21 protein-coding genes are annotated in these 25906 nt (G+C 68.5%); 12 read left to right on the forward strand and 9 right to left on the reverse strand.

Annotation, left to right across the window (positions count from 1 at the left end):
* Positions 1-247 precede the first annotated feature (247 nt).
* Positions 248-1123, reverse strand: a complete 876-nt coding sequence (gene phhA, locus GV027_RS01850) for a phenylalanine 4-monooxygenase (protein WP_159510785.1) — start codon at positions 1121-1123, stop codon at positions 248-250.
* Positions 1124-1145: 22 nt separating this feature from the next.
* On the opposite strand from phhA, the gene GV027_RS01855 reads away from it, so the two are divergent.
* Entirely contained in the window at positions 1146-1811 is a 666-nt protein-coding gene (locus GV027_RS01855) for a TIGR02117 family protein (protein WP_159510786.1), read from the forward strand.
* 147 nt (positions 1812-1958) lie between these two features.
* On the opposite strand, the gene GV027_RS01860 is transcribed toward GV027_RS01855, so the two are convergent.
* Positions 1959-2237: a hypothetical protein gene (locus GV027_RS01860; RefSeq protein ID WP_159510787.1), complete on the reverse strand. Its 279-nt coding sequence runs from the start codon at positions 2235-2237 to the stop codon at positions 1959-1961.
* Entirely contained in the window at positions 2238-3242 is a 1005-nt protein-coding gene (locus GV027_RS01865; protein WP_159510788.1) for a glycerophosphodiester phosphodiesterase, read from the reverse strand.
* Between the two features lie 129 nt (positions 3243-3371).
* Here GV027_RS01865 and GV027_RS01870 point away from each other — a divergent pair, with 129 nt between their 5' ends.
* From GV027_RS01870 to GV027_RS01895, 6 genes are all read left to right on the forward strand, one after another.
* Positions 3372-3935 (forward strand): 2Fe-2S iron-sulfur cluster-binding protein, encoded by a 564-nt coding sequence (locus tag GV027_RS01870; protein ID WP_081874216.1) that lies wholly within the window; start codon positions 3372-3374, stop codon positions 3933-3935.
* Positions 3932-4912: an FAD binding domain-containing protein gene (locus tag GV027_RS01875; protein WP_159510789.1), complete on the forward strand. Its 981-nt coding sequence runs from the start codon at positions 3932-3934 to the stop codon at positions 4910-4912. The genes GV027_RS01870 and GV027_RS01875 overlap by 4 nt, the downstream gene beginning before the upstream one ends.
* Positions 4913-4914: 2 nt before the next feature.
* The gene (locus GV027_RS01880) at positions 4915-7146 is read left to right on the forward strand and encodes a xanthine dehydrogenase family protein molybdopterin-binding subunit (RefSeq protein ID WP_056679786.1); all 2232 of its coding nucleotides are present in this window, start codon (positions 4915-4917) and stop codon (positions 7144-7146) included.
* A 367-nt stretch (positions 7147-7513) separates the two neighbouring features.
* Positions 7514-9718: a xanthine dehydrogenase family protein molybdopterin-binding subunit gene (locus GV027_RS01885; protein ID WP_159510790.1), complete on the forward strand. Its 2205-nt coding sequence runs from the start codon at positions 7514-7516 to the stop codon at positions 9716-9718.
* Between the two features lie 46 nt (positions 9719-9764).
* Entirely contained in the window at positions 9765-10688 is a 924-nt protein-coding gene (locus GV027_RS01890; protein WP_107932007.1) for an XdhC family protein, read from the forward strand.
* Positions 10675-11292, forward strand: a complete 618-nt coding sequence (locus GV027_RS01895; protein WP_037530012.1) for a nucleotidyltransferase family protein — start codon at positions 10675-10677, stop codon at positions 11290-11292. Before GV027_RS01890 ends, GV027_RS01895 begins: the two co-directional genes overlap by 14 nt.
* Here the strand turns inward: GV027_RS01895 and GV027_RS01900 are convergent.
* The 5 genes from GV027_RS01900 to GV027_RS01920 form a co-directional block, all read right to left on the reverse strand.
* Positions 11267-12475 (reverse strand): ABC transporter permease, encoded by a 1209-nt coding sequence (locus GV027_RS01900; RefSeq protein ID WP_031440131.1) that lies wholly within the window; start codon positions 12473-12475, stop codon positions 11267-11269. The two genes, GV027_RS01895 and GV027_RS01900, sit on opposite strands and share 26 nt — an antisense overlap.
* A 3-nt stretch (positions 12476-12478) precedes the next feature.
* Complete coding sequence (locus GV027_RS01905) at positions 12479-12901, reverse strand: endonuclease domain-containing protein (RefSeq protein ID WP_236559000.1); 423 nt, start codon at positions 12899-12901, stop codon at positions 12479-12481.
* Between the two features lie 80 nt (positions 12902-12981).
* Entirely contained in the window at positions 12982-13638 is a 657-nt protein-coding gene (locus tag GV027_RS01910; protein WP_081874217.1) for an ABC transporter ATP-binding protein, read from the reverse strand.
* A 55-nt stretch (positions 13639-13693) separates the two neighbouring features.
* Positions 13694-15079: an efflux RND transporter periplasmic adaptor subunit gene (locus GV027_RS01915; protein ID WP_031440132.1), complete on the reverse strand. Its 1386-nt coding sequence runs from the start codon at positions 15077-15079 to the stop codon at positions 13694-13696.
* The gene (locus tag GV027_RS01920) at positions 15079-16512 is read right to left on the reverse strand and encodes an efflux transporter outer membrane subunit (protein ID WP_236559001.1); all 1434 of its coding nucleotides are present in this window, start codon (positions 16510-16512) and stop codon (positions 15079-15081) included. The genes GV027_RS01915 and GV027_RS01920 overlap by 1 nt, the downstream gene beginning before the upstream one ends.
* 430 nt (positions 16513-16942) lie before the next feature.
* Between GV027_RS01920 and otsB the strand changes: the two genes are divergently transcribed.
* Genes otsB through GV027_RS01935 form a run of 3 tightly spaced genes read left to right on the forward strand, consistent with a single transcriptional unit; the run spans position 16943 to position 20909 of the window.
* A complete protein-coding gene (otsB, locus tag GV027_RS01925; protein ID WP_159510792.1) occupies positions 16943-17701 on the forward strand; it encodes a trehalose-phosphatase in 759 nt (252 codons plus the stop codon).
* The gene (locus GV027_RS01930; protein ID WP_236559002.1) at positions 17701-19524 is read left to right on the forward strand and encodes a glycoside hydrolase family 15 protein; all 1824 of its coding nucleotides are present in this window, start codon (positions 17701-17703) and stop codon (positions 19522-19524) included. The genes otsB and GV027_RS01930 overlap by 1 nt, the downstream gene beginning before the upstream one ends.
* Entirely contained in the window at positions 19521-20909 is a 1389-nt protein-coding gene (locus GV027_RS01935) for an alpha,alpha-trehalose-phosphate synthase (UDP-forming) (RefSeq protein WP_031394052.1), read from the forward strand. The genes GV027_RS01930 and GV027_RS01935 overlap by 4 nt, the downstream gene beginning before the upstream one ends.
* Before the next feature lie 207 nt (positions 20910-21116).
* Here GV027_RS01935 and GV027_RS01940 read toward each other — a convergent pair whose 3' ends face one another.
* On the reverse strand, positions 21117-22202 hold the full coding sequence (locus GV027_RS01940; protein WP_159510793.1) for a mechanosensitive ion channel family protein: 1086 nt from the start codon (positions 22200-22202) through the stop codon (positions 21117-21119).
* Positions 22203-22460: 258 nt separating this feature from the next.
* Here GV027_RS01940 and GV027_RS01945 point away from each other — a divergent pair, with 258 nt between their 5' ends.
* Positions 22461-24119: an MFS transporter gene (locus GV027_RS01945; protein ID WP_159510794.1), complete on the forward strand. Its 1659-nt coding sequence runs from the start codon at positions 22461-22463 to the stop codon at positions 24117-24119.
* Entirely contained in the window at positions 24116-25303 is a 1188-nt protein-coding gene (locus GV027_RS01950; protein WP_159510795.1) for an HlyD family secretion protein, read from the forward strand. Before GV027_RS01945 ends, GV027_RS01950 begins: the two co-directional genes overlap by 4 nt.
* The last annotated feature ends 603 nt before the right edge of the window (positions 25304-25906 follow it).

Below are 25906 nucleotides of genomic sequence, written 5' to 3' on the forward strand. Positions count from 1 at the left end.
GGTTTCACGAGGTGATACGGCTCGGCGCTCAAATTCTGAGAGCGCCTCCCCAGCAAGCCTGTTCCCCCGCGAAGGCGGGGGTCCAGTCTGGGCCCCCGCCTTCGCGGGGGAACATGGGGGTGCGGCCTGCGCCTCGCCTCCTACCCGACACCACCCCGGCGGAGGCCGGGGCCCAGTTGGGTGAACCTTCGCGCATGAATCGCACAGCCTTCCCAGCTGGGCCCCGGCCTTCGCCGGGGTGGTGGCATTATGCGGCGCGTGTTGCCTTGGACTTCGCATAGGCCTGCGTGCCGTGCGTCAGCACGACGTCGTCGGGTTCGATCTGCGCGACGGGGATGTCGGGCAGAGCCTTCAGATCTTCGTACAGCGGTGCGAAATCGGTCTCCACCGTCAGCCGGAGCAGTTCGTCGAAGCTCGGGATGACGAAATAGTTCTGCTGGAAATCGTCGATCCGGTACTCCGTCCGCATGACCCGCGCGAGGTCGAGCGCGATGCGGTTGGGGCTGGGGTCGTCGAGCGCGAAGCGGGTCTCGGCGAAGCTCGAGACGATGCCCGAGCCGTAGATACGAAGCCCCTCGGGCTCTGCAATCAGGCCGAATTCGACCGTGTACCAGTAGAGCCGGCCGAGATATTTGAGCGCGTCGAGCCCGAGCGCGCGCTGGCCGCCGCGGCCATAGGCGGCGAGATAGTCCGCGAAGACCGGGTCGGCGAGCATCGGCACGTGGCCGAACACGTCGTGGAAGACGTCGGGTTCCTGGAGATAGTCGAGCTGCTCGGGACGGCGGATGAAATTGCCCGCGACGAAGCGGCGATTGGCCATGTGATCGAAGAACACGTCGTCGGGGACGAGGCCGGGCACCGCGACGACCGACCAGCCGGTAAGCTTCATGAGCCGTTCGGACAGTTCCTCGAAATCGGGGATGCCGGGCTTCGAGAGTTTCAGCACGTCGAGCCCGCGCAGCCACGCGTTCGACGCGCGGCCGGGGAGCAGTTTCGACTGGCGCGCGAACAGCGTGTCCCAGGTCGCATGATCCTCGGCGGTATAGCTCGACCAGTTTTGCGGGATCGTCCAGTCGGGTGCCCCTTCGGGCGGCGTGCTGAGCACGTGCGTTTCTTCTAGCATGGCCATCGTCTAGCATGACCGAATGACAACGGAAACGCGCTGGATTCATTGGTCGTTAAGGATCCTTGCGGTCGTCCTCGCACTGGCTGCGAGCTATGCGGTGGCGGGGCTGGTCGGCGGGGCGATCCCGACCAACCGGGACTGGCGCCCTCCCCCGCGCGGCATCCGCATCTTCGTCGAGAGCAACGGGGTGCATACCGGGATCATCGTGCCGAAGATCGCGGCCGGGGTGGACTGGCGCGGCTTCGCCCGGCCCGGCGACCTGCGCGACCCGCGTTATGCCGCGTCCGATCACCTCGCGATCGGCTGGGGGGAGAAGGCGTTCTTCCTCGAGACGCCGACCTGGGCGGACGTGAAACTGCGGACCGTGCTGGCGTCGGCGACCGGCAGCGACGCGGTGCTGCTGCATGTCGAGCATCTCGCCGCGCCAGTGGCCGGTGGCGACGTGCGCGCGGTGATGCTGAGTGAGGGGGAGTATCGGCGGCTGGCGGAGTATATCGCGGCGACGATCCGGCCGGGGGGGCGGGCCTATCCGGGCTATGCCGGTTATGACGCGTTCTACGACGCGCGGGGGCATTATAGCGGGGTGGCGACGTGCAATGCGTGGACGGGGGATGCGCTGCGGTTCGCTGGCGTGCGGGTCGGGTGGTGGACGCCGTTTCCGGCTACGGTGATGTGGTGGTTTTGAGCTGAGATTGCAGCGATTTTCTGCTTACCCACCCCGGCGGAGGCCGGGGCCCAGTTGGGGGACGGCGGTAACAGCGCGCTGCCCCTTGCCAGCAGCGGCCCCCAACTGGGCCCCGGCCTTCGCCGGGGTGGTGTTTTTTTTGGGCTATCACTCCCCCGCGCGATACCCCTGATATTGCCCGCATTCGCCACGCCGCGGGTCCTTCCTGCAGCGTTTGGCGAGTTCCTTGCGCTGCTTGCCCTCCTCGGCCTCCTGCTTGCGCATCTTGCGGCCATAGTTGCGGTCCGATTCCTCCTGGCTGGTGGTGGTCCAGTCGACCGCCTTGCCCGCGACCTGAAACGGCGCCTTCACGATCGACGTCGCGGTGCTGATGCAGCCCGTGGTCATCAGGGGCAGGATCGCCAGAACGGGAAGAACCTTACGCATCTACTTCACTCCCGCGCGCAGCCGATCGCGCGCCTGCGCCCCGTATAGCGGAAAATCGGTGAAGAATCCGTCGATACCTTGCGCGAGCCCGGCGTCGATCTCGGCGGCGAGATCGGCGTGCGCGGCAGGGTCGGTGCCGCGGCGGAAGCGGTCGGGGACGAACATGTTTTCCGCACGATAGGTCCAGGGATGGACGCGCAGACCCGCTTCATGCGCGTCGGCGACGAGCGGCGACGGCGTCGTGCCCGCCCACAGCATGCCCTTGTTCGGGCCGATGCCATACGCATAGCCCGCCACCGCCTTCAGCCCCGCGGGCGTGATCATCGCGGCATAGCTCGGCTGCGCTCCGTCGGCGGGACCGCCCTCGCCGTCGATCAGCTGGATCAGCCGCACCCGGGTGACCGCGTGGAGGCGCTGGAGGTTCTTCACCTCGAACGACTGGATGAACACCGGTGCCGTCGCCGAATCCCAGCCTGCCGCCTTGAGCTGCGCGACGAGCAGCAGGTCGGTCGGATGGCCGATGCCGGCGAAATAGGTCGGGTGCTTGGTTTCGGGATAGATGCCGATCGTGCGCCCCGTCTCGGCGGAGCGCCGCTTGGCGAGCGCGATGATCTCGGCGAGCGTCGGGATCTCGAACCGGCCGTCATAGGCGGTGTTGGCGGGGCGGAGTTTCGGCAGCCGCTCCTTCGCGCGCAGGGTCTTCAGCTCGGCGAGCGTGAAATCCTCGACGAACCAGCCGGTGAGGTTGTGCCCGTCGATCGTCTTGGTCGTGCGGCGGCTGGCGAATTCGGGATGGTCGGCGACGTCGGTCGTGTCGGCGATCGCATTTTCGTGCCGTGCGACGAGCACGTCGTCCTTCGTCGGCACCAGATCGGGCTCGATGAAGTCCGCGCCCTGGTCGATCGCGAGGTCGTAGGCGGCGAGCGTATGTTCGGGCCGGAGCCCGCTCGCACCGCGGTGCGCGATCACGATCGGAGGTGTCGAGGGAGGATTTTTCGGTGTCATCGCAACAGATTGCCCGCCGGCGACGCCAAGTACCAGCGCGGCGATTCGTGAGAGCCAATCGCAATAGGAAACCATTCGACGCATCGGCGTTCAGTCCTCATATTTCCCGGATCCAGAAGGGGCGACCCCATGCATTTCACGATCAATGGTCAATCATATGACGCCGAGCCCGATATCCGCACCTCGGTGCTCGACCTGTGCCGCGAGCATCTCGGCCTCACCGGCTCGAAAAAGGGCTGCGACCACGGTCAGTGCGGCGCGTGCACCGTCCTGATCAACGGCCGCCGCGTCAATTCCTGCCTGACGCTCGCGGTCATGCACCAGGATGACGAGATCACGACGATCGAGGGTCTCGGCCAGCCGGGCAACCTCCATGCGCTGCAGGATGCGTTCGTGCGGCACGACGGTTACCAGTGCGGCTATTGCACGCCGGGCCAGATCTGCTCGGCGGTCGGGATGCTCGACGAGGTCAAGAAGGGCTGGGCCAGCCACGCATCGGGCGACCTGACCGATCCAAAGTTCGACGATGCCGAGATTTCTGAGCGGATGAGCGGCAATCTGTGCCGCTGCGCCGCCTATCCGAACATCGTCGATGCGATCCGCGAAGTTGGTGACACCGCGCCCAAGGGCCGGTCCGCGGACGAGAAGGACGCGGCGATGGACGCCGATGCGCGCGGGGAGATGGTGGCATGAAGACCTTCACCTATGAGAAACCCGCGACCCCCGAGGCCGCGGTCCGGGATGCCGGGACGACCGGCGCGCGGTTCATCGCGGGCGGGACCAACCTGCTCGACCTGATGAAGCTGCAGGTCGAGACGCCCGACACGCTCGTCGACATCAGCCGCCTCGATCTGGCGAAGATCGAGGAGCGCGAGGATGGCGGGCTGACGATCGGTGCGCTGGTGCCGAACAGCGACCTTGCCGCCGACCGCCGCGTCGTCGCCAAGTATGAGGTGCTGAGCCGCGCCCTGCTCGCGGGCGCATCGGGCCAGCTGCGCAACAAGGCGTCGACCGGGGGCAACATGCTCCAGCGGACGCGCTGCTATTATTTCTACGACACCGCCGCCGCGTGCAACAAGCGCGAGCCCGGCAGCGGCTGTTCGGCGATCGGCGGCTTCAACCGCATCCTCGCGGTACTCGGCACGAGCGAGCAGTGCATCGCGACGCATCCGAGCGACATGGCGGTGGCGATGCGCGCGCTCGACGCGACGATCGTGACCTTGAAGGCGGACGGCGATCGTCGGCGCATCTCGGTGCACGAGTTCTACCGCCTGCCGGGATCGACGCCCGAGATCGAGACCGTGCTCAAGACGGGTGAGCTGATCACGCATATCGAGCTGCCCGCGCCGCCCAAGGGCAAGCAGGCCTATCGCAAGGTGCGTGACCGTGCGTCCTACGCGTTCGCGCTCGTCTCGGTCGCGGCCGTGGTCGACGTGCAGGATGGCGTGATCGCGTCCGCCTCGCTCGCATTCGGCGGGCTCGGGCCGATGCCGTGGCGCAATCCGGCGGTCGAGGCCGCGCTGGTCGGCAAGGCGCCGTCGGACGAGGCCTTCGAGGCCGCGGCGACCGCGCTGCTCGCCGATGCCAAGGGCTATGGCTCGAACGACTTCAAGATCCCCCTCGCGCGTCGCACGCTTATCGCGACGCTGCGCACCGTAACGGGAGCATAAACATGTTCGGTTTTGGAACCACCAACAGCCTGACGATGGACAAGCCGCATCCGGACAGTCTTCTGGACAGCGGCGTCCAGGGCGTCATCGGCAAGCCGCTCGACCGGATCGACGGTCCGCTGAAGGTCAGCGGCACCGCGACCTATGCGGCGGAATATCAGTTCGACGACATGGCGTATGGCGTGCTCGTCGGCACGAAGATCTCCGCGGGCAAGGTCGTGTCGATCGACGTCGACGCGGTGAAGAGCATCCCCGGCGTGCTCGACGTCGTCACCGACTTCGACCAGTTCATCCGCGTGTCCGCACAGGGCGGCGCGACCGATGCACCGACGCAGGGCGTCAAGGACATCGCGTTCTTCGGCCAGATCGTCGCGATCGTGCTCGCCGAGAGCTTCGAGGTCGCGCGCGATGCGGCGGCCCGCCTGCCGATCGTCTATGACGAGGCGGAGGGCCAGTATGACTTCGCCGCGCACCGCGACGAGACGCGGACGCCCCCCGACGATGCCGCCCCTGCGCATTTCAAGCAGGGTGATGTCGACACGGCGATGGCCAATGCGGCGGTGACGGTCGATTCGACCTATGTCACGCCGAGCCAGAACTCGGCGGCGATGGAGCCGCACGCCTCGACCGCGGTGTGGGAAGAGGACGGCTCGCTGACGCTGTACGGCGCCTATCAGATGCCGACGTCGGACGCGCAGCAGCTGGCCAAGTCGCTCGGCCTGTCGGAGAAGAAGGTCCGGATCGTTGCGCGCTATATCGGCGGCGGGTTCGGGTCGAAGCTCGGCATCGCGCCCGAGAGCGTCGCGGCGGCGATCGCCGCCAAGCAGCTCGGCCGTCCGGTCAAGGCGGTCATGTCGCGCCCGCAGGTGTTCGAGGCGACCGTGCGTCGCTCGAACACCGAGCAGCGCGTCCGGCTCGCGGCCAATGCCGAGGGTAAGCTGACCGCGATCGGGCACGAGACGCTCGCGTCGAACCAGTCGACCGAGGATTATTTCGAACCCGCGGGCATCGGCACGCACCTGCTCTATGGCGGCGAGAACCGGCTGATCACGCATGAGCTGGTCGACGTGAACCTCGTCCTGTCGGGCTCGATGCGCGCGCCGGGCGAAGCGGTCGGGATGCTTGCGCTCGAGGGTGCGATGGACGAGCTCGCCGAAAAGCTCGACATGGATCCGATCGAGCTGCGCAAGCGCAACGATCCGCGGATCGATCCGGAGAAGGACGTCCCCTATTCGTCGCGCAACCTGACGCGCGCGCTCGACGAGGGTGCGGTTCGGTTCGGCTGGGACAAGCGCCAGAAGGCCGGCACGCGCCGCGAGGGCGAGTGGCTGATCGGCATGGGCGTCGCATCGGCGGTGCGCGGCAACATGATGATGGAATCGTCCGCTAAGGTCGAGATCCATCCCGACGGCACCGCGACCGTATCGTCGGCAATGACCGATATCGGCACGGGCAGCTACACGATCCTCGCGCAGATCGCGTCGGAGATCCTGGGCATCCCGGTCGAGAACATCACCATGTCGCTGGGCGATACCAATGATCCCCCCGCGGCAGGTTCGGGCGGGTCCTGGGGTGCGGCCTCTTCGGGGACCGCGGTCTATCTCGCCTGCGAGATGCTGCGCGGCAAGATCGCCAAGGCGATGGGCGTCGACGAGGACGGCCTGACGCTGAAGGACGGCAAGGCGATCGGCGACAACCGCTCGACCCCGATCGGCGAGCTGGTCGGCAAGGGTCTCGAGGCGACCGGGCATATCAAGCCGGGCAAGCAGGAGAAGGAGACGTCGCAGGCAGGCTTCGGCGCGCATTTCGCCGAGGTCGCGGTCAACGTCATCACCGGCGAGACGCGCGTGCGGCGGATGCTCGGGTCGTTCGCGGCGGGGCGCGTGCTCAACGCGAAGACCGCGCGGTCGCAGTGCCTGGGCGGCATGACCTTCGGCATCGGCACCGCGCTGACCGAGGATCTGATCCACGACACGCGCACCGGCAAGCTGGTGAACCATGATCTCGGCGAATATCACGTGCCGGCCAATGCGGACGTGCCGCAGATGGACGTCCACTTCGTCGACGAGCGGGACATCCATGCGAACCCGATCCACGCGAAGGGCATCGGCGAGCTGGGGATTTCGGGCGCGGGCGCTGCGGTTGCGAACGCTGTGTATAATGCGACGGGGATCCGGGTGCGCGAGTTCCCGATTACGTTGGACAAGCTGCTGGATCAGTTGCCGGCGGTTTGACCTTCTGTGCCCCCGCGGAGGCGGGGGTCCAGGAGCCACAACGTGCACCCTTAGTAAAGCTGGATCCCCGCCTTCGCGGGGAAACAGGTGGGGGTGGGCGCCACCCTCCTTACTACAACCCCGGCGAAGGCCGGGGCCCAGTTGGGGGACTTTCCTGACAGGGGATCGTCCTTCGTCACGACGGCCTTCCCAACTGGGCCCCGGCCTTCGCCGGGGTGGTGGTTGAGGGGGCGGCACCAGCCCTCGCTTGGGTCGCGGGCTGGCGCTGCGCCATCCTGCATCGGGGCGGCGTTGAGACCACGCCCTCACCCTCGTCAAACACCCCCGCCCCTCCTATCTCAGACCCTCCACACCCGAGGACGAGCCTATGACCGACCACGTAATGGATGCCGCGTTTCGACCGGCGGGGCTCGACCGGGCGACGCAGGGGGTTCTCGGGCGCGGGATCGATCGGGTCGAGGGGCCGGCGAAGGTCACCGGCGTTGCCGATTATGCCTATGAGGGCACGCCCGAGCGGGTCGCCTATGCCGCGATCGTCGGTACGCCGGTCGGCAGCGGCCGGATCCTCAGCATCGACGCGCGTGCGGCCGAGGCGATGCCCGGGGTGATCGCGGTGCTCCACGGCGATCAGCGCATGCCCGCGGGCGAATCCAATTCCAGCGCGCTGCCGCTGTTCGATACCGACACCATCCTCCATCTCGGCCAGCCTGTCGCGGTCGTCGTCGCCGAGGACCAGGCGATCGCGCGCGACGCGGCAGCGCTCGTCCGCGTCGAGACCGAGGCGGGCGCGGACCGGTTCGATGTCGAGGCGCAGCCGGTCGATACCGATCCCGCGATCGGCTTCGTGCCGCCGGTCGACATGGGCGACCTCGATGCGGCGATGCGCGACGCGGCCGTGACGCTCGATGCGACCTATACGACGCCGGTGCATTTCCCCGCCGCGCTCGAGCCGCATGCGACCACCGCCTGGTGGGACGGCGACCGGCTGACGGTGCGATCGAGCAACCAGGTGATCGGTGCCGCGCGCAGGACGATCGCCAAGGTGCTCAAGATCGACGCCGACAAGGTCCGCGTGCTCGCGCCCTATGTCGGCGGCGGCTTTGGCGGCAAGACCGGCGTCGGCCCCGAGGCGATCCTCGCCGCGATCGCCGCGGAGGCGGTCGGACGCCCGGTCAAGATCGCGCTGCCGCGGCGCCAGACCGCCTATGTCGTCCACCACCGCTCGCACACGACGCAGCGCATCCGCATTGCCGCGGACGAGCGCGGCGTGATCCAGGGCATGGGGCATGAGAGCGTCGCCGCGCAGAATGACGATGCGCCGTTCCTCGAACCCGTGCCGTTCGGGACGATCCCGCTCTACCGCGGGGAATCGCGGCGGTTCAGGACCGACCTCGTCCGCGTCGACCTGCCCGCGAGCGGTGCGGTCCGCGCGCCGGGCGAGGCGGTCGGCACGTTCGGCGTCGAATGCGCGATGGACGAGCTCGCGGTCCAGCTCGGGATCGACCCGATCGAGCTGCGCCGCCGCAACGAGCCCGACTGCGATCCGGGCAGCGGCAAGCCCTTCTCCACGCGACGCATGCTCGACTGCTACACGCAAGGCGCCGAGCGGTTCGGCTGGCCCGCCGCCGTCCCCGCGCCGGCATCGGTGCGCGAGGGCGAATGGCTGATCGGGATCGGCATGGCGGCCAGCCTACGCGGCAATTTCACCGTCCAGGCGCAGGCGCGCGTGCGGCTCGAGGCGGACGGCCGTGCGGCGGTCGAGTGCGACATGACCGATATCGGCACCGGCACCTACACGATCCTGGCGCAGGCCGCGGGCGAGATGCTGGGGCTACCGGTCGCGGACGTCGACGTCCGGCTGGGCGACACCGACTTCCCGCCGACCGCGGGGTCGGGCGGATCGTTTGGCGCAGGGAGCGCGGTGTCCGCGGTGGTGCTGGCGTGCGAGGATATCCTTGCCGAGCTCGCGCTGCGGATGAACGCGGCGCCCGAGGAATTGAGCCTCAAGGACGGATGCGTCAGCGCGGGCGGGCGGCAGGTGAAGCTTGCCGACCTGCTGCGCGGTGCGCCGATCGTCGCGATGGGCAAGACCGGCCCCGGCAAGGAGAGCAAGCGCACCAGCCAGGCGAGCCACGGCGCGCATTTCGTCGAGGTCGCGGTCAACGCGGTCAGCGGCGAGGTGCGGGTGCGGCGGATGCTCGGCGTGTTCGACGTCGGCCGCGTGCTCAACCGCAAGACCGCGACCAGCCAGATCATCGGCGGCATGGCCTGGGGCATCGCCTATGCGCTGACCGAGGAGGGCGTCGTCGACACGCGCACCGGCGCGTTCGTGAACCCCGATTTCGGCGAATATCACGTCGCGGTGAACGCCGACATTCCGCAGCTTGAGGCCTATTTCATCGAGGAGATCGACGATTCGGCGAACCCCGCGGGCGCCAAGGGGGTCGGCGAGCTCGGCATTTCGGGTGCGGGCGCGGCGGTCGCCAACGCGATCTTCAATGCGACGGGCGTGCGGGTGCGTGATTTCCCGGTGACGCTCGACAAGCTGCTCGAAGGCTTGCCCGCGGTATAAAGTCTGTTCCCACGCCGATGCGGAGGAACGAGAAGAGAGAGAAGACATGGCCGAAAACGATAGCGTGATTGCCGCGGCGAAGACCTGGAAGGGCGAGAGGATGGCGATCGCCACGGTCGTCTCGACCTGGGGCTCGGCGCCGCGCCCCAAGGGGAGCCACATGCTGGTCCATGAGGACGGCCGGTTCGAGGGCTCCGTCTCGGGCGGCTGCGTCGAGAGCGACATCCTCGCCACCGCCGCCGACGTGATCGCGGGCGCGCCGTTCCAGGTGCGGAACTACGGTGTCGCGGATGCGGCGGCGTGGGAAGTCGGCCTGCCCTGCGGCGGCGAGATCGCGGTGATGGTCCAGCCGGTATCGGCCGAAGGCTTCGACCCCGAATTGTTCGACCGGATCGCCGATGCGCGCGACCAGGGCGATGCGCTGACCGTCACCACCGACCTCGCCACCGGGCACAGCGACGCTCGGCCGGCGGAGACGGGCGAGGTGTTCGTCAACCGCTATGATCCGCCGCGCCGCCTGCTGATCGTCGGCGCGGTGCAGATCGCGCAGGCGCTGGCGGGCCTCGCACGCGAGCTCGGCATCGCGACGGTGGTGATCGACCCGCGCGCGCGCTTCCTGACCGACGAGCGGTTTCCCGGCGTCACGCTCGACGACCGCTGGCCCGACGAGGCGATCGCCGCGCTGCGCCCGGGTCCGTCGACCGCGGTCGTGACGCTGAGCCACGACATCAAGATCGACGACCCCGCGCTGATCGCCGCGCTGGCGACCGACGCCGCCTATGTCGGTGCGCTCGGCAGCCGCAAGAGCCATGCGGCACGGCGCGAACGGCTGGCCGCGGCGGGGGTGACCCCTGAGAATATCGACCGGATCGACGCGCCCGTCGGGATCGACATCGGCGCGATCGGGCCGTCCGAGATTGCGCTGTCGGTTGCCGCCGCCATGATCGGAGCCTTCCATGATCGCCGCTGAAGACGTCGTCCTCATCCTGCTCGCCGCGGGCCGGTCGCAGCGGTTCGGCATCCCGAACAAGCTCGAGGTGCCGTTCCTCAACAAGCCGGTCGGGCTCCACGTCGTCACCGCGTTCGAGGCGATCCCGTTCCGTGACCGGCTGGTCGTCACCGATGGCTGCACGCTCGACTTCGCGAGCCATGGCTATGCGGTGGTGCATAATGACGATCCCGCGGCGGGGATGGCGCAGTCGGTCAAGCTGGGCGTGCAGCGCGCCAAGGACGACGGCGCGCAGGCGGTGCTGATCGCGCTGGCCGACATGCCGCGCGTCACCGCGGCGCATGTCTACCGGATGCTCGACGCCGCCGACAGCGCGGATGCGGTGGTCGCGTCGAGCGACGGGGTGAAGCCGTCGCCCCCTGCGCTGTTCGCCCGCGACCGGTTCGATTTCCTGCTGTCGCTCGACGGCGATGCGGGCGCGCGCGATCTGGTGAAGGCCGGGCGGCACGTGGTGACTGCGCCGGCCGAGCTGATCGACATCGACACGCCCGAGGATCTGGAGCGACTGCAGGCGCTGGTCCATGACCCGCGCGCGGCGATCACTCGTGCCTTAACGCGTCGATAGGGTTCATCGCGGCGGCGCGGCGTGCGGGGAAATAGCCGAAGACGACGCCGATCACCGCGGAGATTCCGAACGCGAACAGGTTGATCTCGGGCACGAACAGCCACTGAACCTTGATCAACGGCGCGATGATCGCGATCGCCAGCTGCGCGATCACCAGCCCGATCAGCCCGCCCAGGCACGACAGCACGATCGCCTCGACGAGGAACTGCAACAGCACCTCGCGCGCGACCGCGCCGATCGCGAGCCGGATGCCAATCTCGCGCGTGCGTTCGGTCACCGACACCAGCATGATGTTCATGATCCCGATCCCGCCGACGACCAGGCTGATCCCCGCGACCGCCGCGACGATGCCGGTCAGCAAGGTCGTCGTGCCGGTCAGCGTGTCGGAGATCTGTTTGGTGTCGAAGATGTTGAAATCATCCTCCTTGCCCGCGGTGATCGTCCGGCGTTCGCGCAGCAGGTCGGTGATCGACGCCTGCACGGTCGCGGTCGAGAATTTCTGGTCGACGCCCACCAGCATCAGGCGGATGTCGCGATTGCCCGTGAAGCGGCGCTGCACCGCCTTGATCGGCATGATGACCACGTCGTCCTGGTCGCCGCCGAACCCCGCCTGCCCGCGCGTCGACAGCACGCCGATCACGTCGCAGCTGATCGCGCCGATCCGCATGCGGAGGCCGACGGCGTCTCCCCCGCGGAACAGGTTGGTGCGCACGGTATTGCCGATGATGCACACCGCCTTGCCCGACGCCTCCTCGACCGGCGTGAAGATCCGCCCGGTCGCCAGCGGCCAGGGCTGGACCTGGAAATAGGCGCTGGTGGTGCCGTTGATCGTCGTCGACCAGTTCGCGCCTTCATAGATCGCGGTGGCGGTCGCCTGCGCCTGGGGGGCGACCGCGGTGACGCCGGCGATCTGGTTGGCGACCGCGGTGACGTCCTCGGGCTTGAAGTCGGGCGGCCGCGGTCCGCCGCCGCCGCGGCCAAAGCCCTGACCCGGTCGGATCTGGAGGATGTTGGTGCCGAGCGCGGAGATCGACTGCTGCACCGCCGCGGTCGTCGCCTTGCCGAGCGTGACCATCGTCACGACCGCCCCGACGCCGATGACGATGCCGAGAATGGTCAGGAACGACCGCAGGATATGGCGGCGGATCGAGCGCAGCGCGAGCGAGAGGGTGGTGCCGAACATGACTTAAAGCCCCTCCCCTTCAGGAGTGTCGGATCGGCCATGCCCCCGGCATGGCCTGAAGGATGCGGGGCATCCTTCACCCGGCACTGGGTTGGGGTGGGGCAGCCGCCAGTGCGCGCGCGCCGGGAGCCCCTGCGCGACCGAAAGGATGTGGAGCAGAACGCCCTCGGCATTCTCCATCACGTCGGTGTTGCCGACCCGTATGGTCGTGAAGCCCAGTTGCTGCATCAGGGCGTCCCTGTTTCGATCGATTTCGGGGTCGTGGGTGTGGCCATCGACTTCGACGATCAGCCCGGTGGCCGGGCAGAAGAAATCGACGATCCTCGTGCCGAGTACGGCCTGGCGGCGGAACTTGAAGCCGCCGAGCTGGCTGTTCGAGAGGCCGCGCCACAGGCGTTTTTCGGGTTCTGTTGGGTCGCGACGCATGTGCGTTGCTCGCTTGGCGAGTGTGGTTCCCCACCCCAACCCCTCCCCTGAAGGGGAGGGGCTTGTTGGGGGGTGGGCCATCACGACTCGACTCTTTCGCCTTGCTCGTGGCGGCTTTCGATGCGTTCGACCAGGCCGTCCTTGAAGTGGACGACGGTGCGCGCGAAGGCGGCCATGTCGGGTTCGTGGGTGACCATCAGGACGGTGATGTTCTGTTCCGCGTTGAGCCGCGTCAGCAGCTGCATGATCTCGACCGAGCGTTCGCTGTCGAGGTTGCCGGTCGGTTCGTCGGCGAGCAGCACGTCGGGGTTCGTCACCAGCGCGCGCGCGATCGCGACGCGCTGTTGCTGGCCGCCCGACAGCTCGGCGGGGGTGTGGTCCCACCAGTCCGCGAGCCCGACCGTGTCGAGGCTTGCCATCGCCGCCGCGCGGCGCGCGCGCTTCTCGTCGCCGCGGTACAGGAGCGGCAGCTCGACATTCTCGAGCGCGGATGTGCGCGAGAGGAGGTTGAACCCCTGGAACACGAAGCCGAGATATTTGCGGCGGAGCAGCGCGCGCTGGTCGCGGTCGAGCGTCTCGACATGATGACCGCGGAACAGGAACGTCCCCGCGCTCGGCACGTCGAGACAGCCGAGGATGTTCATCGTCGTCGACTTGCCCGACCCCGACGGACCCATCACCGCGACGAAATCGCCGCCGGCAATGTCGAGGTCGACGCCTTTCAGCGCCTGGAACATCGTCGCGCCCGCGCCGTACGTCTTGGTGACGCCGCGCAGCGAGATCAGGGGCGGATTACTGGCCACCGCCCCCGCCCTTGCTCGCGCCGCCGCCGCGCCGACCGCCGCCACCGCGCTTCGTCTCGTCCGAGCCGCTGGCGAGCTGGCCGGTGATGACCTGCGCGCCGGGCTGGAGATTGCCCGACAGGACCTCGGTCATCGTCCCGTTGGTGTCGCCGGTGGTGATCTGCACCGGCTGCGGCGTGCCGTCGGCGCCCTTCACATAGATGGTCTGCTGCGCGCCGCGGCCGAGCGTCGCGGTCCGTTCCGCCCCGCCGCCGCGCCGCGGCCGGAAGGTCAGTGACCCGGCAATGCCGCCGCCCGCATCGCCCGACGCGGCGGTCGGCTTGAACCGCAATGCGGCGTTGGGGACGAGCAGCACGCGCTGCTTGTCCGAGGTGACGATATCCGCGGTCGCGGTCATCCCCGGGCGCAGCGTCAGCGACGGATTGGCCACGGTCAGATCGGCGGCATAGGACACGACCTGGCCGGTGGTGGTCGTCGTGCTGGTGCTCGAACTCGACGAGGTCGCCGAGCTGACCGTCAGGTTCGAGCCGAGATCGACACGCGTGATCGTCGCGGGGAAGGTCTTGCCGGGAAAGGCGTCGACGGTGAAGTTGGCGCGCTGGCCGATCTTGACCTCGCCGACGTCCGCCTCGTCGATCGCGACCTCGAGCTTCATCTTGGTCAGGTCCTCGGCGATCACGAACAGCGTCGGCGTGTTGAACGACGACGCGACGGTCTGGCCCGGATCGATCTGGCGCGCGAGCACGACGCCGGTCACCGGCGAGCGGATGATCGCACGCGCGCGCTGCGTCTGGCTCTGCGCGAGCGCGGCGCGGCTGGCGACGACATTGGCCTCGGCGACCTTCTGCGCGGCGAGCGCGCGCTGATAATCGGCGCGCCCGGCCTGAAGCTCGGTCTTGGACGGCACGCGCCCGCCCGAGAGACGCGCGACCTCCTCGAGCCGGTTGAGCTGTGCGCGCGATTCGGCGACGGTCGCCTGCGCCTGGTTCACCTGCGCCTGGTTGGCGGCGAGCTGCGCATTGCCCTGGCGGATCTGGTCGTCGAGCTGTTCGGGATCGATCAGCGCGAGCGGCTGGCCCGCGACGACGCGGTCGTTGACGTCGGCGACCACCTTGGTGACCAGCCCCGACAGCTGCGACCCGACCGTCACCTGGTTGGTCGGCGCGAGCTTGCCCGTCGCGGACACCGTCACGGTCAAATTGCCGCGCTCGGCCGCCTGGGTCGAATATTGCGTCTGCTCCTTCGCGCCGAAGCACTTGGCGAGCAGCAGGCAGAGCAGCACGACGCCGACCGCGATCGCGACCCATTTGATATAGCGTTTCCAGGGGGCCTGCGGCCTCACGCCCAGAAAGTCGTCGATCGATGCGTCGGCCATCAGCGTGCCTCTGGATTGGAGATGGGCGCTTGCGGGATCACGGTCGCGTCCCAGCCGCCGCCAAGCGCGGCATAGAGCGCGACCAGCGCGGTCGCGGCGTCGGCGCGCGCCTGGGTCGCGCCGTTGCGCGCGGACAGCAGGGCGACCTCCTGCTGGTTGAGCGTGGTGAAGTCGGTCAGCCCCGTGCGATACTGGCTGCGGCTGAGGATCGCGGAGTTGTTCGCGGCATCGAGCGCGATGGCGAACTGCCGCTCGCGCTCCTGCGCGGTCTGGAGCGCGACGACCGCGTTCTCGACATCCTCGAGCGCGGTCAGCACGGTCGACTTGTAGAAAGCCAGCGCGCCGTCGGCGGCGGCCTCGCTGGTCCGCACCTGGCTGCGCAGGCGGCCGCCGTTGAAGATCGCCTGGGTCAGCCCCGCGAACAACCCGCCGGTAATCGCATCGCCGATATTGCCGATCGAGGTCGCGTTGGTGTTGATGTTGCCGGTGATCGCGAGCGCGGGATAAAGCTGCGCCTTGGCCACGCCGATCCGCGCGGTGGCGGCGGCGAGCGCGCGCTCCGCCGAGCGGATGTCGGGACGCTGGCGCAACGTGTCGCCGGGAATGCCGACGCCGACCGCCTTCGGCCCGACCGGAATCGGCTTGACCGGCGCGAGCAGCGGCCGGAGCGCGCCCGGCGCCTGCCCGGTCAGCACGCCGATCCGCGCGACCGCGGCGGCATATTGCTGGTCAAGGCTCGGGATCGTCGCCGCGGTCTGGGCTCGCTGCGCGCGCGCCTGTTCCTGGTCGAGGCTGGAGACGAGCCCCGCCTGGACGCGGAACCCGGCGATCTCGAGATTGTCGTCCTGGATCGTCAGCGAGGCGCGCGCATTGGCGAGCTGCTGCTGGTAGAGCCGGGCGAGCACATAGTTGCGCGCGACCTCGCTCTCGATCGAGATGAGGACGGTCGCATAGTCGTAGCCAGAGGCTGCGTACTCCGCGCGGCTCGCCTCGATCGTGCGGCGGATCTCGCCGAAGACGCCGACCTGGTAGCTGGCGCTTGCCCCCAGCGTGAAGCTGTTGGTGCCGCCGCCGCCGGTGTCGACGACGGTGCCGTCGGGCAAGGTGAACGACCGGCCGCCGCCGCGCAGATTCTCGTTGCGCTGATAGCCGCCCGAGCCGCTGAGCGTCGGGAGCAGCGAGGCGCGGTTCTGGACCAGGCTCTCGCGCGCCTGGCGGAGGCGGGCGACGCTCTGCGCGATGTCGAGATTGGTCGCCGCCGCCTGCTCGACGAGCTGGCCGAGCACGGGGTCGTCGAACCGCTGCCACCAGCGCGTCAGGTCCTCGGGGCTGGTCGCGGTGGTGACGGAATAGGCGTCGGGCACCCCCAGCTCGGCCGCCGCCTTCGGACGATAATCCGGCCCGACCGAGCAGCCGGCGAGCAGGACGGGCATGAGGAGGAAAGCTCGGACGCGGGACATGGGCGGCAGGCATGACGCAATGCCCCTTCCCTCGTCCAGTGGTTTCGTGTCGCAACCTGTCGCAACCGGGGCGAGCTGTGGGTGGGGGCGTGCGGCCGTGCGGCCTTGCTGCGCTGTCGCCATCCCTCTCTTCCGTCATCCTGACGAAAGTCAGGATCCAGGGTAACACAGGGTGACGCTCGTGGCTCTGGATCCTGACTTTCGTCAGGATGACGGTGGGGGTGGGGTGGCGCTCGTGGCTCTGGGTCCTGACTTTCGTCAGGATGACGGAGGGGATGGGGTTGGTGACGGCCCCGAAGCATCGCCCCGATGCCCAACCCCTGCTATGACGGCAATCGAACCGCACCCGTTCCAATTTTGCACTGCAGCGGAACGGAGCGTCACAGCCGGGGGTTAGACGACCATGCTTGCCGAACGCCAGCCTGCGACTGAAGTCCTCGCACCCCCGCCGCACGTCCGCGACGACGCCAGCCTGTTCTTCGATTTTGACGGCACCCTGGTCGATCTGGCCCCGACCCCAGATGCGGTGGTCGTCGATGCCGGCCTGCTCGACCAGCTCGACCGGCTCGCTCTGCGCTTCCCGGCGCGCGTCGCGATCATCAGCGGGCGGTCGATCGCGCAGCTCGATGCGATGCTCGGCCAGCATGCGCGCCGGTTCGCGGTCGCGGGCAGTCACGGTGCGGAACGGCGCACGCCTGAGGACGGCCATGTCGCCGCCGAACGCCCCGCCTCGCTCGAAACCGCCGCCGAGGCGCTGCGCGCCTATGCTGAGGCGAACGCGCTGGTCTATGAGGCCAAGTCGCTCGGCGCCGGGCTGCATTACCGGATGGCGCCGGCGTTCGAGGCGGATGCGGTAAGCCTCGCCGAAGAGCTCGCCCGCACGCACGGCCTGACGCTCCAGCGCGGCAAGATGATGGTCGAGCTGCGCACCCCCGGCGACAAGGGCGCGGCGCTGCGCGACCTGATCGCCGCGCCCGCGCTGGTCGGCAGCCGCCCGTTCTTCTTCGGCGACGACGTCACCGACGAGGATGGTTTCGTCGCCGCACACGCGCTGGGCGGCGCCGGAATCCTGATCGGCCCCGAACGCCCTACCGCCGCCACCTACCGCCTCGACGATGTCGCGGCCCTTCGCGGCTGGATTGCCGCCATATTGGAATCATGATGACCGCTACCCAGTCCGCCAGCAGCCTGACCCCGTCCGGCCCGACCCCCGACATGAACCTGTGGCCGATCGGCAATTGCCAGGTGTCCGCGCTGATCGACAGGACCGGCACGTTCGTCTGGGGCTGCGTGCCCCGGGTCGACGGCGACCCCGCCTTCTGCGCGCTGCTCGGCGGCGACGCACCCGAGACGGGCCTGTGGGCGATCGAGCTCGAGGGCAGCGCGAAGACGACGCAGGCCTATATCCGCAACACCCCGATCCTGGTCACCCGGCACGAGGACGAGGCGGGCAACGCGGTCGAGGTCACCGATTTCTGCCCGCGCTTCGTGCGCGAGGGGCGGACCTATCGCCCGACCAGTTTCGTGCGGATCGTCAAGCCGGTCGCAGGCAGCCCGCGGATCCGCATCCGCCTGCGCGTCGCGACCAACTGGGGCCAGCCGACCACACATACGCAGGGCTCGAACCATATCCGGTTCCTGATGGACGACCAGACGCTGCGGCTGACCACCGACGCGCCGGTCGGGCATATCGTCGGCGAGCGCTGGTTCCGGCTCGAGCGGCCGATGCACCTGTTCCTGGGGCCCGACGAGAGTTTTGCCGGCGTGCTGCACGAGGCGGCCGAGGCGATGCTGACGCGGACAAAGGACGAATGGCGCCACTGGGTGCGCGGCCTGGCGACCCCGGTCGAATGGCAGGACGTGGTCATCCGCGCGGCGATCACGCTGAAGCTGTGCCAGCATGAGGAGACCGGCGCGATCGTCGCCGCGCTCACCACCTCGATCCCCGAACATGCGGGGTCCGAGCGCAACTGGGATTACCGCTATTGCTGGATCCGCGACGCCTATTACACGGTGCAGGCGCTCAACCGGCTGGGGGCGCTCGACGTGCTCGAGGGGTATCTCGAATATCTGCGCAACATCGTCGATGCGTCGAAGGGCGGGCATGTCCAGCCGCTTTACGGCGTCGGCGGCGAGGCGACGCTGGTCGAGCGCGTCGCGCCCGCGCTGCCGGGCTATCGCGGCATGGGTCCGGTCCGCGTCGGCAACCAGGCGTACGAGCAGATCCAGCACGATGCGTACGGCCAGATCATCCTGTCCGACGTCCAGGCGTTCTTCGACCAGCGGCTGTTCCGCATGTCGAGCCATGAGGATTTCAAGAGCCTAGAGCTCGTCGGCGACCGCGCCTGGGAAACCTATGACAAGCCCGATGCGGGGCTGTGGGAGCTGCGCACCAAGGCGCATGTCCACACCTATTCGGCGGCGATGTGCTGGGCGGCGTGCGACCGGCTCGCCAATGCGGCGGGCGTGCTCGGGCTCGAGGATCGGCGGACGTTCTGGAATGCGCGCGCGGACACCATCCGCAAGACGATCGAGACCTCGGCGTGGCGCGAGGAGACGCAGCGCATCTCAGCGACGTTCGGCGGCGACGATCTCGACGCGAGCCTGATCCAGCTGCTCGACCTGCGCTTCTTCGCACCCGACGATCCGCGTTTCCAGTCGACGCTGAAGGCGGTCGAAGAGGGTCTGCGCCGCGGCAGCCACATGCTGCGCTATGCGACCGAGGATGATTTCGGCCTGCCGCACACCGCGTTCAACGTCTGCACCTTCTGGCTGATCGAGGCGCTGCACGCGACCGGCCGCACCGCGGATGCCTGCGCGCTGTTCGCCGAGATGGTCGCACGCCGCACGCCCGCGGGGCTGCTGTCCGAGGATATCGACCCCAACACCGGCGAGCTGTGGGGCAATTATCCGCAAACCTATTCGCTGGTGGGGCTGATCAACTGCGCCGTCCTCCTCAGCAAACCCTGGAGCGCCGTACGATGAGTCGCCTGGTCGTCATTTCGAATCGCGTGCAATCGGTCGATGCGCCGTCGGGCAACCAGGGCGGCCTCGCGGTCGCGCTGCTCGCAGCCCTGCGTGAAAAAGGCGGGGTCTGGTTCGGCTGGTCGGGCGCGACCACCGAGACCTTTACCGGGCATATCAATTTCCAGCAGGGCAAGGGCGTCACCACCGCGACGATCGACCTCGAGGAACAGGATTTCGACGAATATTATAACGGCTATGCGAACCGCACGCTGTGGCCGCTGTTCCATTACCGGATCGACCTGACCGAGTTCGAACGCGATTTCTCCAGCGGCTATGCGCGCGTGAACAAGCGCTTTGCCGAGACGGTGCTGCCGCTGATCGAACCCGACGATCTGGTCTGGGTGCATGATTATCATCACGTGCCGCTGGGGCGCGAGCTGCGCAAGCTGGGGGTCGAGAACAAGATCGGCTTCTTCCTCCACATCCCCTGGCCGCCGATGGCGATGCTGCTGTCGCTGCCGAGCCACCGCGCGCTTGTCGAATCGATGTTCGCCTATGACGTGGTCGGGTTCCAGACGCAGGACTGGCTCGACAGCTTCCTGCATTACGTCACCAGCCAGCTCGACGGCGTGGTCGGCGAGGATGGCTGGGTGACGGTCGGCGACCGGACGATCAAGGCGATCACGACGCCGATCGGGATCGAGACCGCGGATTTCGAGAAGTCCGCGAGCAGCGACACCGCGCGCCATGCGAAGGAGCGGATGTACATGTCGGCGACCGGGCGCAGCCTGATCGTCGGGGTCGACCGGCTCGATTATTCGAAGGGGCTGGCCGAGCGCTTCTCGGGCTATGAGCGGTTCCTCGCGTCGCACCCCGATCACCGCGGGCTGGTCTACATGCTGCAGATCGCGCCGCCCTCGCGCGAGAAGGTCGACACCTATCAGGAGATCCGCGCGAACCTCGATTCGATGTCGGGGCGGATCAACGGCGAGTTCTCGGACATCGACTGGACGCCGATCCGCTACGTCAACCAGGGCTTCCCGCGCGACGTGCTGGCGGGGATATACCGCGCGGCACGGGTCGGGCTGGTGACGCCGCTTCGCGACGGGATGAACCTGGTCGCAAAGGAATATGTCGCGGCGCAGGATCCCGAGGATCCCGGCGTGCTGATCCTGTCGCAGTTCGCGGGTGCGGCGGCGCAGCTGTCGGACGCGGTGCTGGTCAATCCCTACAGCCCGGAGGAAATGTCCGACGCGATCGCGCGCGCGCTGAAGATGCCGCTGGCGGAGCGCAAGGCGCGCTGGGAGAAGCTGATCGACAACGTCCGCAAGGAGGACGTGATGTGGTGGTGCGAACTGTTCATTACGGCGCTTGAAGATGCGCCGGAGCATGTCGAGGCGTAACTCGCTTCGTCATCCCCGCGCAGGCGGGGATCCAGATTGGCTACCCCTGCGAGTCCCCTGCACGGCCAGCCAATATGGATCCCCGCCTCCGCGGGGATGACGGCTTGAGCGGGGATGGCGGCTTGAGCTGGGATGGTGCTGAGCGGTGACGGGGTCTCCTCATAACCCGTCATCCTGACGAAACAGGTGGCGTGCGCCGCGCCCGCGTTACGGCGCGGTGCCGCGCACCGGGTCCGGAGCCATCAGCAGGCGGCCGCGGGGCATCGCCTCGGGCATTTCCGCCGTGATATACGCCAGCATCGCCTCGCGGACGTCGCAGCGCAGGTCGAACGCGACCGAGGCGTTCTTGGCGGTCATCAGCGCGCGGAGTTCGACCGCGTCCGCCTTCATGTCGGTGACCTGCAGGTTGAAGAACCGCCCGTCCCAGCGCGGATTGGCCTTCACCACCTCGGCGAGCTTTTCGCGCAGGCGGGGCACATCGGTCGACGGATCGACATACCAGAAGACCGAGCCCATCAGCTGGCTGGTCTCGCGCGTCCAGTTCTGAAAGCTCTGTTCGAGGAACTTCGACACGGGCACGACGAGGCGGCGCTCATCCCAGATCTTGATGACGACGAAGGTCAGGTTGATCTGCTCGACGCGGCCCCATTCGCCGTCGACGATCAGCACGTCGTCGAGCCGGATCGGTTCGGTGAACGCCATCTGGACGCCGGCGATCAGATTCTTGAGCGCAGGCTGGGCGGCGGCACCGACGACGAGGCCGGCGATACCCGCCGACGCCATCAGCGTGACGCCGATCGAGCGGATGCCGGGGACGCTCAGGAGCATCAGGCAGACGCTGATGAAGATGATGAAAAAGGTGCCGATCCGGCCGAGGATCGCCGCGCGGGTGCGCTTGCGCCGCGCGCGCAGATTGTCCTCGACGGTGATGTCCGAGCGGATCTCGATCACGTCCTGGAACGCGCGCAGGGCGGCGACCGCGAGCCAGCCGAGCAGAGCGGGGACGAGGAAGCCGAGCAACTGCTTCCACAATTCCTCGATATCGTCGTCCATCGGCAGGATACGCGCGACGAAGGCGACGCTGACCGCGACGAACACCGCGCGCAGCGGCCGGCGGACGCGCGCGAGGACGAGCCCGTCGGTCTTGGCGGTCGACCGCCGCTGCGCATGGCCGGCGATCCGCATCGTCAGCCAGTGTGCGACCAGCGCGAAGAGCACCGCCGCCGAGACCACGGCGACGCTTTCCAGCCAGACCCATTCGGGTGGTATGTGGAGCGATCTGAATATGCGCATGACAGCGCAACGGTGCGGGTGCGGGGATGTTCCGCTGCGGTGCAGCATGGGGGATCCGCTTTAGATGAGGAGCACCTCCCCGGCGGAGGCCGGGGCCCAGTTGGCAAGTTCGCGGTAATGGAGGGCGGCCCGTCGTTACCGCCGTCCCCCAACTGGGCCCCGGCCTTCGCCGGGGTGGTGATTTCCTTGGAAAATCGCTCGCCGCGACCCGCGTTCCCGGATGACGTGCCCCCGTGATCATGCCACAAGACAGCGACCATGATCGCCCGGAGAATCAGACGCTTCCTGAGCGAGGAAGACTGGACGTTCGCACCGCACGAACTGCCCGTCCTCCCCGGCTCACCGGGCTCGCCCGCGCATCCGCGGCACCGCCAGATCGCCTATGCGCTGATCGGCATTTTGCTCGGGCTGACGGTCGGGTTCGGCAACGCGCTGATCAGTGCGAACACCTACACGCTGCAGGGGGCGCTCGGCCTCGATCCCGCCGAGATCGCGTGGCTGCCGACGGTCTATGTGATGACCAACGTCAGCATCAACCTGCTGATGATCAAGTTCCGCGCGCAGTTCGGGCTTAGGCCCTTCGCGCTGATCTTCCTCACGCTCTACGTGCTGGTGACGCTCGCGCATCTGTTCGTCCACGGGTTCGCCACCGCGATCGCCGTGCGCGCGATCAGCGGGATGGCGGGCGCCGCGCTCAGCAGCCTGTGCCTCTATTATGTGATGCAGTCGCTGCCCGCGAAATGGCGGCTGAAGGCGGTCGTGCTCGGCATCAGCATCCCGCAATGCGCGACGCCGCTCGCGCGGCTGTTCTCGCCCGATCTGCTCGCCATGTCGCAGTGGCGGACCTTGTATCTGTTCGAACTCGGCCTCGCTTTGCTGTCGCTCGCCGCGGTCGCGGCGCTACGCCTGCCGCCGACGACGCGGAGCAAGGCGTTCGAGCCGCTCGACTTCCTCACCTTCGTGCTGTTTGCCGGGTCGACCGCGCTGTTTGCCGCGGTGCTCGGGCTCGGGCGGATCCTGTGGTGGACCAATGCGCCGTGGATCGGCTGGGCGCTGATCGTCGCGATCCCGATGTTCGCCGCCGCAATCGTCGTCGAGCATCACCGCGTCAATCCGCTGCTCAACACCCGCTGGCTCGGCAGCGCGGACATATTGCGCTTCACGGTCGTCATCGTGATGGCGCGGATCGTGCTGTCCGAACAGACCTATGCCGCGGTCGGGTTGCTGACCGTGCTCGGGCAGAACAACGACCAGCTCATCCCGTTCTTCCTGATCATCTTTGTCGCCTCGGTCGCGGGCGTGATCGCGAGCGCGGTGACGCTCGACGTCGAGCGGCTCGGGCATCCGATCATGCTCGCGATCGGGCTGGTCGCGGTGGCGGCGTGGTTCGACTCCTATGCGACCAGCCTGACGCGCGCGCCGCAGATGTACGTGACGCAGGCGATCATCGGTTTCTCCGCGACCTTCTTCCTGGGGCCGGCGCTGCTGTTCGGGATGACGCGCGCGCTGAAGGAGGGCGCGGGGCACATCATCAGCTTCATCGCGCTGTTCGGGATCATCAACTCACTCGGCGGGCTCGGCGGCACCGCGTTGCTCGGCAGCTATCAGGTGGTCCGCGAGAAGGCGAACAGCGCAGCCCTCGTCCAGCAGATCTCGCCGACCGACCCGATCGTCGCGCAGCGCATCGCCGCGGGCGGCGCCGCGGTCGGCCGGGTGATCGTCGACCCGACGCTGCGCAGCGCGGAAGGCGCGGCGATTCTGTCGCAGACCACGACGCGCGAAGCAAACGTGCTTGCCTATGCCGACGTCTTCCGCTTGGTCGCGATTCTCGCCGGAGGGACGTTCGGGTATCTCGTCTTCCTGATGGTGCGACGCCAACGACGCCAACGCCGTGCGCGACTTGAGAGGACGACATGACCGACGCCCGCAGCCCGGTGGCAGAAGGACCCGCGACGGAGGAGAAACAGGCGGAGACGGCCGCCGCCCGGACCGCCGCGCCTGCGCCCGCCCCCGCCGCGACGCCCGCCACCCCGGTCGGCTCGGGCTGGCGACCGCAGCCGCCGAGCCCGCGGGTCATCGGCGTCATCGTCCTGCTCGTGATCGCGGGCGTCTGCGCGGTGCTCGCGGCGTGGCGGCTGCCGCCGTTCGCGACGAGCTACCAGTCGACCGACAATGCCTATGTCCGCGGCCGCACCACGGTGATCAGCCCGCAGGTCAGCGGCTATGTGACGCAGGTGCTCGTCCGCGACTTCGCCGATGTGAAGACCGGCGACGCGCTGGTGAAGATCGACGACCGCATCTATCGCCAGCGGATCGACCAGGCGCAGGCACAGGTCGACGCGCAGGCGGCAACGCTGTCGAACAGCCTGCAGACCGCGCGCAGCCGCCAGGCGAGCCTCGCCGCGCAGGACGCCGCGGTCGCCAATGCCGCCGCGCAGCTGATGCGCGCGCAGGCGGACATGGCGCGCGTCAACGACCTCGTCACCGACGGCTCGGTCAGTCTGCGCGAACGCGACCAGACGCTCGCCGCGCTCCGCCAGGCGGAGGCGCAGGTCCAGCAGGCCAAGGCCGCGCGCGAGATCGCCCGGCAGGACATCCGCACCGTCGAGGTCGGACGCGGCGGCCAGGAGGCGGGCGTCTCGGGCGCAGAGGCGGCGCGCCAGCTCGCGCGGATCGACCTTGCCAACACGGTGATCCGCGCGCCCGAGACGGGGCGGCTGAGCGAGGTCGGCGTCCGGCTCGGCCAATATGTGACCGCGGGGTCTCAGCTGATGTTCCTGGTGCCGCCCGAAACCTGGGTGATCGCGAATTTCAAGGAAGCGCAGACCGCGCGGATGGCGGTCGGCCAGCCCGCGTCGTTCACGGTCGACGGGCTCGCGAATGAGCGGCTGACCGGGCGTGTCGAACGAATCTCGCCCGCGGCGGGGTCGGAATTCGCGGTGCTGAAGGCGGACAATGCGACCGGCAACTTCACCAAGGTGCCGCAGCGGATCGCGGTCCGCATCCGCGTCGATCCGGGCCAGCCGCTGAGCGCGCGGTTGCGGCCGGGGATGTCGGTGCAGGCGCGGGTCGATACCGCCGGCGGGCCGGGGGTGCGGTGATGTTGCGCCGGTTCGACGCGTCCTGTTCTCCCGCGGAGGCGGGAGCCCAGCCTGGGTCCCCGCCTTCGCGGGGAGACATTTTGAGGGAGGGCGCTGCGCCGAACCACGCCGCCGCCGCAATCAAAACCGCTACCTCGGCGAGAACGTCCACCCCGGCGGAGGCCGGGGCCCAGTTGGGGGACGGCGATGACGTAGCGCTGTCCGCCGTTACTGCGGCCTTCCCAACTGGGCCCCGGCCTTCGCCGGGGTGGTGGCAGGGGGTGCGGGCGATACCCGATGCTTCGTTTGCGTCCTGTTCTCCCGCGAAGGCGGGAGCCCAGACTGGGTCCCCGCCTTCGCGGGGAAACATTTTGAGGGAGGGCGCTGCGCCGACGCACGCCGCCGCCCCAATCAAAACCGCTACCCCGGCGAGAATCCCCTCCCCGGCGGAGGCCGGGGCCCAGTTGGGGGGCGATTGTGGCGACGCGCTGTCCGCCGTTACTGCGACCTTCCCAACTGGACCCCGGCCTTCGCCGGGGTGGTCGCGTGTGTGGCGGGGCGTGCGGACGTGGCGGAGGATAGAGGCATGGCGGACAGCCGCCGCCCTCCCCCTCGCGCTGCTCG

The sequence above is a fragment of the Sphingomonas sp. T1 genome (assembly GCF_902506585.1).
In the GTDB taxonomy this organism is placed as follows: domain Bacteria; phylum Pseudomonadota; class Alphaproteobacteria; order Sphingomonadales; family Sphingomonadaceae; genus Sphingomonas; species Sphingomonas aerolata.

Excerpts from the sequence above, each read along its gene's own strand:
- GV027_RS01880 (WP_056679786.1), top strand. The coding sequence starts at position 4,915 with ATGTTCGGTTTTGGAACCACCAACAGCCTGACGATGGACAAGCCGCAT.
- GV027_RS01860 (WP_159510787.1), bottom strand. The coding sequence starts at position 2,237 with ATGCGTAAGGTTCTTCCCGTTCTGGCGATCCTGCCCCTGATGACCACG.
- GV027_RS01910 (WP_081874217.1), bottom strand. The coding sequence starts at position 13,638 with ATGTTCCAGGCGCTGAAAGGCGTCGACCTCGACATTGCCGGCGGCGAT.
- GV027_RS01865 (WP_159510788.1), bottom strand. The coding sequence starts at position 3,242 with ATGACACCGAAAAATCCTCCCTCGACACCTCCGATCGTGATCGCGCAC.
- otsB (WP_159510792.1), top strand. The coding sequence starts at position 16,943 with ATGCTTGCCGAACGCCAGCCTGCGACTGAAGTCCTCGCACCCCCGCCG.
- GV027_RS01890 (WP_107932007.1), top strand. The coding sequence starts at position 9,765 with ATGGCCGAAAACGATAGCGTGATTGCCGCGGCGAAGACCTGGAAGGGC.
- GV027_RS01905 (WP_236559000.1), bottom strand. The coding sequence starts at position 12,901 with ATGCGTCGCGACCCAACAGAACCCGAAAAACGCCTGTGGCGCGGCCTC.
- GV027_RS01940 (WP_159510793.1), bottom strand. The coding sequence starts at position 22,202 with ATGCGCATATTCAGATCGCTCCACATACCACCCGAATGGGTCTGGCTG.
- GV027_RS01950 (WP_159510795.1), top strand. The coding sequence starts at position 24,116 with ATGACCGACGCCCGCAGCCCGGTGGCAGAAGGACCCGCGACGGAGGAG.
- GV027_RS01935 (WP_031394052.1), top strand. The coding sequence starts at position 19,521 with ATGAGTCGCCTGGTCGTCATTTCGAATCGCGTGCAATCGGTCGATGCG.
- GV027_RS01855 (WP_159510786.1), top strand. The coding sequence starts at position 1,146 with ATGACAACGGAAACGCGCTGGATTCATTGGTCGTTAAGGATCCTTGCG.
- GV027_RS01875 (WP_159510789.1), top strand. The coding sequence starts at position 3,932 with ATGAAGACCTTCACCTATGAGAAACCCGCGACCCCCGAGGCCGCGGTC.
- GV027_RS01930 (WP_236559002.1), top strand. The coding sequence starts at position 17,701 with ATGACCGCTACCCAGTCCGCCAGCAGCCTGACCCCGTCCGGCCCGACC.
- GV027_RS01870 (WP_081874216.1), top strand. The coding sequence starts at position 3,372 with ATGCATTTCACGATCAATGGTCAATCATATGACGCCGAGCCCGATATC.
- GV027_RS01885 (WP_159510790.1), top strand. The coding sequence starts at position 7,514 with ATGACCGACCACGTAATGGATGCCGCGTTTCGACCGGCGGGGCTCGAC.
- GV027_RS01900 (WP_031440131.1), bottom strand. The coding sequence starts at position 12,475 with ATGTTCGGCACCACCCTCTCGCTCGCGCTGCGCTCGATCCGCCGCCAT.
- GV027_RS01945 (WP_159510794.1), top strand. The coding sequence starts at position 22,461 with ATGATCGCCCGGAGAATCAGACGCTTCCTGAGCGAGGAAGACTGGACG.
- GV027_RS01915 (WP_031440132.1), bottom strand. The coding sequence starts at position 15,079 with ATGGCCGACGCATCGATCGACGACTTTCTGGGCGTGAGGCCGCAGGCC.
- phhA (WP_159510785.1), bottom strand. The coding sequence starts at position 1,123 with ATGCTAGAAGAAACGCACGTGCTCAGCACGCCGCCCGAAGGGGCACCC.
- GV027_RS01920 (WP_236559001.1), bottom strand. The coding sequence starts at position 16,512 with ATGCCCGTCCTGCTCGCCGGCTGCTCGGTCGGGCCGGATTATCGTCCG.
- GV027_RS01895 (WP_037530012.1), top strand. The coding sequence starts at position 10,675 with ATGATCGCCGCTGAAGACGTCGTCCTCATCCTGCTCGCCGCGGGCCGG.